This window comes from Bradyrhizobium sp. (genome assembly GCF_049586575.1).
Classification (GTDB): Bacteria; Pseudomonadota; Alphaproteobacteria; order Rhizobiales; family Xanthobacteraceae; genus Bradyrhizobium.
On record NZ_JBAVCF010000769.1, the window covers coordinates 1 to 4,932 of the forward strand.

Annotated in this window: 6 protein-coding genes; 1 reads left to right on the forward strand and 5 read right to left on the reverse strand. The window is 63.1% G+C overall.

Annotated features, from left to right (window positions below; all coding sequences use genetic code 11):
• Positions 1-570, reverse strand: a 570-nt coding sequence (locus tag WB528_RS27605) for a GNAT family N-acetyltransferase (protein ID WP_423892511.1), incomplete at its 3' end; no start/stop codon positions are given.
• 233 nt (positions 571-803) lie between these two features.
• Here WB528_RS27605 and WB528_RS27610 point away from each other — a divergent pair.
• Positions 804-1,538, forward strand: coding sequence for an alpha/beta fold hydrolase (locus WB528_RS27610; RefSeq protein WP_423892512.1), 735 nt, complete (start codon positions 804-806; stop codon positions 1,536-1,538).
• 51 nt (positions 1,539-1,589) lie between these two features.
• Here the strand turns inward: WB528_RS27610 and WB528_RS27615 are convergent, their stop codons facing one another.
• The 4 genes from WB528_RS27615 to WB528_RS27630 form a co-directional block, all read right to left on the reverse strand.
• Positions 1,590-3,194, reverse strand: coding sequence for a Na+/H+ antiporter (locus WB528_RS27615; RefSeq protein ID WP_423892513.1), 1,605 nt, complete (start codon positions 3,192-3,194; stop codon positions 1,590-1,592).
• Positions 3,195-3,310: 116 nt separating this feature from the next.
• Positions 3,311-3,685, reverse strand: a complete 375-nt coding sequence (locus WB528_RS27620; protein WP_423892514.1) for a nuclear transport factor 2 family protein — start codon at positions 3,683-3,685, stop codon at positions 3,311-3,313.
• A gap of 15 nt (positions 3,686-3,700) precedes the next feature.
• The gene (locus WB528_RS27625; protein WP_423892515.1) at positions 3,701-4,384 is read right to left on the reverse strand and encodes a DUF1345 domain-containing protein; all 684 of its coding nucleotides are present in this window, start codon (positions 4,382-4,384) and stop codon (positions 3,701-3,703) included.
• Between the two features lie 3 nt (positions 4,385-4,387).
• Positions 4,388-4,932: polyprenyl synthetase family protein (locus WB528_RS27630; protein WP_423892516.1), on the reverse strand; the 545-nt coding region annotated here is incomplete at its 5' end.

Below are 4,932 nucleotides of genomic sequence, written 5' to 3' on the forward strand. Positions count from 1 at the left end.
GCGTCGCGCCGTCCAGGCGTCGCGCCGCGTCACCCATAAATCGGAGGCATGGTCGAACAGTTCAACCTGGCTTTCGATGGTCGCTCCGAGGCGTCGTGCGACGTTTTGTGATGCGACATTCTCCGGGCGAATGACGTGGACGATCATGTCGATCGCAAAAGTCGCGAAGGTCCAATCGATCGAGGCCGTCGCAGCCTCGACCGCGTAGCCCCGGCCGCGAAAACTTTTGGCGATACCCCAGCCGACTTCAAGGCCCGGCCATCCCTCGGGAAACCACGGGCCGACACGCCCGAGATAGCGGCCCGTCTGTTTTTCCTCGACCACAAACAGACCGAAGCCGTGGAGCGCCCAATGTCCCGCCATGATCGCCGCGTTGCACCAGCCGGCAAACGGATCGAGGACCGGCTTGCCGGCCGAGGTGATGAATCGCGCGCTGTCGGGATCGGCAAGCATCTCCGTGTTCGGCGCCACGTCGGCGTCCCGCCACCGCCGCAAGATAAGCCGCTCGGTCTCGATGACCAGATCCATCGGCATGGGCAACGTGACGCCTGGTTTGACAGGTGGGATCATCGGTGTCGGTCCTCGGAAAGCGGCAAAACGATAAGGCTTTCTTTGCGGCGTTCGAATGACAACTTGTCATTCCCGTCGATTTTTGAAACCCTGATTTCCTGCCGAACGCAGGTCCGACGCCGCGAGCCGGACCAACGAAGCCAAGAATCGCATAAGGGGCAGCGATCATGGAACGTCGGGCCATACCCAGGACATCGGTGGTTACGGGATTCGCAGCGGACGCAGGAGACAAAATGGCCGCAGCACAAACGTCAGCTCAGACCTTCGTGCTGGTTCACGGCGCCTGGCATGGCGGCTGGTGCTGGAGCCGGGTCGCGGATCGCTTGCGCGCGGCAGGCCATCAGGTCTTTACGCCGACGCAAACCGGGCTTGGCGAACGCAGGCATCTGCTCTCGAAGGACATCACGCTCGACACATTCAGGACGGATATCGTCAACGTCATCGAGGCGGAGGAGTTGAGCAAGATCGTGCTGGTCGGTCACTCCTTCGGCGGGCTGGCGATCAGCGGCGTCGCCGACGTGGTGCCGGAACGTATCCGCCATTTGGTCTATCTGGATTCGCTGATGGTGGAGGGCGGCAAGAGTCCGTTCGACAGTCTGCCGGCCGATGTCGTGGCGGCGCGGCGCAAGCTGGCGGAGGAATCGAGCGGCGGCTTGAGCCTTCCCAATCCACCGCCGTCGGCGTTCGGGGTGTTGGACGCCCATGATGCCGAATGGGTCAAGCGCCGGCTGACGCCGCATCCGCTTTCGACCTATACCAGCAGGCAGAATATCAAGGGGCCGGTCGGCAACAATCTGCCGCGGACTTATATTCATTGCACCAACCCGTCCTATGCGGCGCTTCAGGCGTCACGCGACTGGGTGAAGGCGCAAGCCGGCTGGCGCTGGGCCGAAATCGCCACCGGCCACGATGCGATGGTGACCGCGCCGGATGAACTTGCGAAGATGCTGATGGGCGTTTCCAGCTGAGCTTCGAGCGCGCCCGGCCCGGAGTGCATTAGGCGATTTTAGCCGGCGGCGTTACGGCTGATCGTCGCGAAATTCGCGGTTCGCAAGGCTTGCCTCCTCCAGGTCGAGATCGCGTTCGATGTGCCGCCTGGTTTCGTCGGTGATCTTGCCGTCGCGCAGCAGGACGTGAATGAATTTCCGCTCGGCTGAAATCAACTCTCGTGTCAGGTCGGTTCCTGTCGCCGACAGCAAGCGCGCGTCCGGATCGAGCGAATTGGGTAGCTGATTGGCGCGGGTTTCGTGCCGCGCGCGCAAAAGCTGGATGACTTCATCGGATATTTCGCGGTGCTCTGTGATCCTGTCGAGTGACTTGAGCGCGGCGTCGAGAGCCTCGCGCCGCGCCGCGACTTCCGATTCAAGCTCGGAAAAACGCTCGCTGCGGCCGGCCTGCGCGACGCCAAGCCAGCGGACGATCGTCGGCAAGCCAAGTCCAAACCCGACCAGCGTGATGAAAATGACGCCGAAGGCGACAAACAGGATCAGGTCGCGGTAGGGAAACGGGCTGCCGTCCGACAGCGCCAGCGGCAACGCGAGCGCCGCCGCCAGCGAAACCGCGCCGCGGACCCCGGTGAAAGAAATCACAAACGCCCATTGCCATGGCGGCGATGGGTCGCGCAGGCGCACGCGCTTGATAATCCGCGGCAAATAGATTGCGGGAAAGGTCCAGGCGAAACGCGCGATGACGATCATCGCGGTGACGAGGGCGGTTGCGATCAGGATATCGTCGAGCGGAAACGCCTTGGATCGTTCGAACAGGAGCCGCATCTGGAATCCGGTCAACAGGAACAGCAGCCCCTCGATCAGATAGATCACGAGTCCCCAAAAGAAGATGCCCTGCAAGCGCGTGGCAGCGGGGATCAACAACGGTCCATTCCAGCTCATGTAAAGCCCGCACGCGACGGTGGCGATGACGCCGGAGCCTCCGAAATGCTCCGGCAGCCAATAGGCCACATAGGGCGTGATCAGCGACAAGGTGATTTCGACCTGCGGATCGCGCGCCCAGTGCCGCACCCGCAAGGAGAGCCAGCCCACCGCGATCCCGAAAGTCGCCTCTCCGGCGACGATGGCCGAGAATTCTCCGATGGCTTTTGGAAGCGAAAACACGCCGGTCGAAATGGCGACTACCGCGAAACGATACAGGATCAGCGCGGTCGCGTCGTTCGCCAATCCCTCGCCCTCCAGCACCACCATGATACGGCGCGGGATGGCGAGCTTGCGGGCAACCGCCAGCGGCGCCACGACGTCAGGCGGCGCGACGATGGCTCCCAGAAGAAAGCCGACGTTCCACGGCAACCCGATCAGGTAATGCGTCGCGGCGGCGACCGCGAAAGCGGTAAAGATGACGCATCCGACCGACAACAGAATGATCGGGCGGAGATTGAATTTGAACTCGCGCCAGCTCATGGCGACCGCCGACGAATAGATCAGCGGTGGCAGCACCAGCAGCAGGATCAGTTCGGGCGGCAATTCCGGCGTGGGCATGCCCGGCACGAAAGCCAGCGCGATGCCGGCGAGCAGCAGCAGAATCGCTGGCGCCACCTCGATCCGCCGCGCCAGAAGCGCGGTTCCGGCGAGCACCGCGAGCAGGATCACGAATAGCTGAAAATTGGCTTCCACGGTCTCCCCGGCCTGTTCACGGCCAGTTTGCCTGAGAGGCCACCGGGGTCAACCGGGGCGCTTCGCGCGGGCGGCGGTCACGCCTGGCGGCCGGCGCTTCGAGGTGGGCCAGGCGCTCACTCCTTCAGGTCGTAGCGATACGACTTGGAGACGATCTGCCAGCCGTCGGGCAATTTCATCGCCACCAGATAGTCGGTGAAATAGCGCGGCGGCCATTGGCAACGCACTTTGACGAAGGCGGTCGAGGCGTCGGAGTGGTCGATGGTGACGATAAAATCTTCGCGCGCCTTGCCTTCCGACTTGGCAGACGACAGTTTTTTGAGCCGCTCCAGCCAATTCGGTACGCTGATAACCTTGAGGTCGCCCTTTTCCAGCCAGCGCAGGTCGGCTGAGGGGTGAAAGACCGCAGCAAGCTTCTCGGTGTCGCATTCGTACAGTCCATCGAAATAATTCTGGACGACGGCTTCGACGCTGGATCGATCATAGCTCATGGTCTTGCTCCCGGTTTAGAGCGCGCTGGCGGCGATGTTGACCATCAGCGCCAGCAGCGCGGTGTTGAACACGAACGAGATGATTCCGTGCGCCGTCACCGTGCGGCGGATCGCCTTGTCGGTGATGCCGACATCGGACACCTGCGCGGTCATCCCGATCACGAACGAGAAATACACGAAGTCCCAATAATCGGCGTGCTCCTCCCGATCGCCGTTTGGGAACTGAAGGCCGCCCGGCTTTTCGCCGCGGTAATATTCATGGGCGTAGTGTAATGCGAAGCCGGTGTGCACCGCCGCCCACGACAATGCCACCGTCAGCGTCGCGAACAGCAGTTCGGTCGGCTTATGGTTGGCCTGGCCGAGCTCCGACACGATCGCCGCCAGGCTTGCGAAGGCGCCAAGCACGGTCAGAAGCGGAATCAGAAGGCGGCCGTCATCCTGCAGCGAGGCCATGCGGCGGATGGTTGCCAGCGTGCTGCGCAACATCATGATGTAGACGAGGACGATATACACCGCGACGAAACCGTCCCAGCCGATCAAGAGGCGCGTGACCAGTCGAAGCGACGGCGGCAGCAGGAAGAACGCGGCAATGCCGAGGACGATGGCAACGGACGTGCGCGGGCGTGCATAAACGAGGCGGACGGCCTTCGGCAACTTTCGGAAGCGAAGAAGCCGCTCCTCGAAATCGTCGCCGGTCATGCTCTAACTCTTGCGTTCGGCGACGAAGCGGGCGGCTGCCCGCAGGATGTCGCCTCGGGGACCGAAGATCGACAGCGCCTGATCCGCGCGCGACAGCAGATCGCGAACGCGCTGCTTGGCGCCGTCGATCCCGAGCTGGGTGACAAAGGTGGTCTTGCCGAGCGCAGCATCCTGTCCGGTCTGCTTGCCGAGCGCGGCGGCATCGCCCTCGACGTCGAGCAGGTCGTCGGCGATCTGAAAGGCCTCGCCAAGCGCGCGGCCGTAATCATCGAGCGCCTGATATTCCTTTTGCGACGATTGACCCAGGATCGCGCCGGCGATGCAGCCGAAGCGCAACAGCGCGCCGGTTTTCATCTGCTGCAAGCGCGCGACGTCGACCGGTTCACGGTCGCCGAAGCGACCTTCGCCGGCGAGGTCGAGCATCTGGCCGCCGACCATGCCCCCGATGCCGGAGGCGCGCGCCAGTGCGCGGGTGAGCAACAGGCGCACTGTCGGGTCTTTGTGAATCTCGTCACGGGTGACGATGTCGAAGGCGAGCGTCAACAGGC

Coding starts and splice junctions, on each gene's coding strand:
- WB528_RS27610 (WP_423892512.1), top strand. CDS start 804: ATGGCCGCAGCACAAACGTCAGCTCAGACCTTCGTGCTGGTTCACGGC.
- WB528_RS27620 (WP_423892514.1), bottom strand. CDS start 3,685: ATGAGCTATGATCGATCCAGCGTCGAAGCCGTCGTCCAGAATTATTTC.
- WB528_RS27625 (WP_423892515.1), bottom strand. CDS start 4,384: ATGACCGGCGACGATTTCGAGGAGCGGCTTCTTCGCTTCCGAAAGTTG.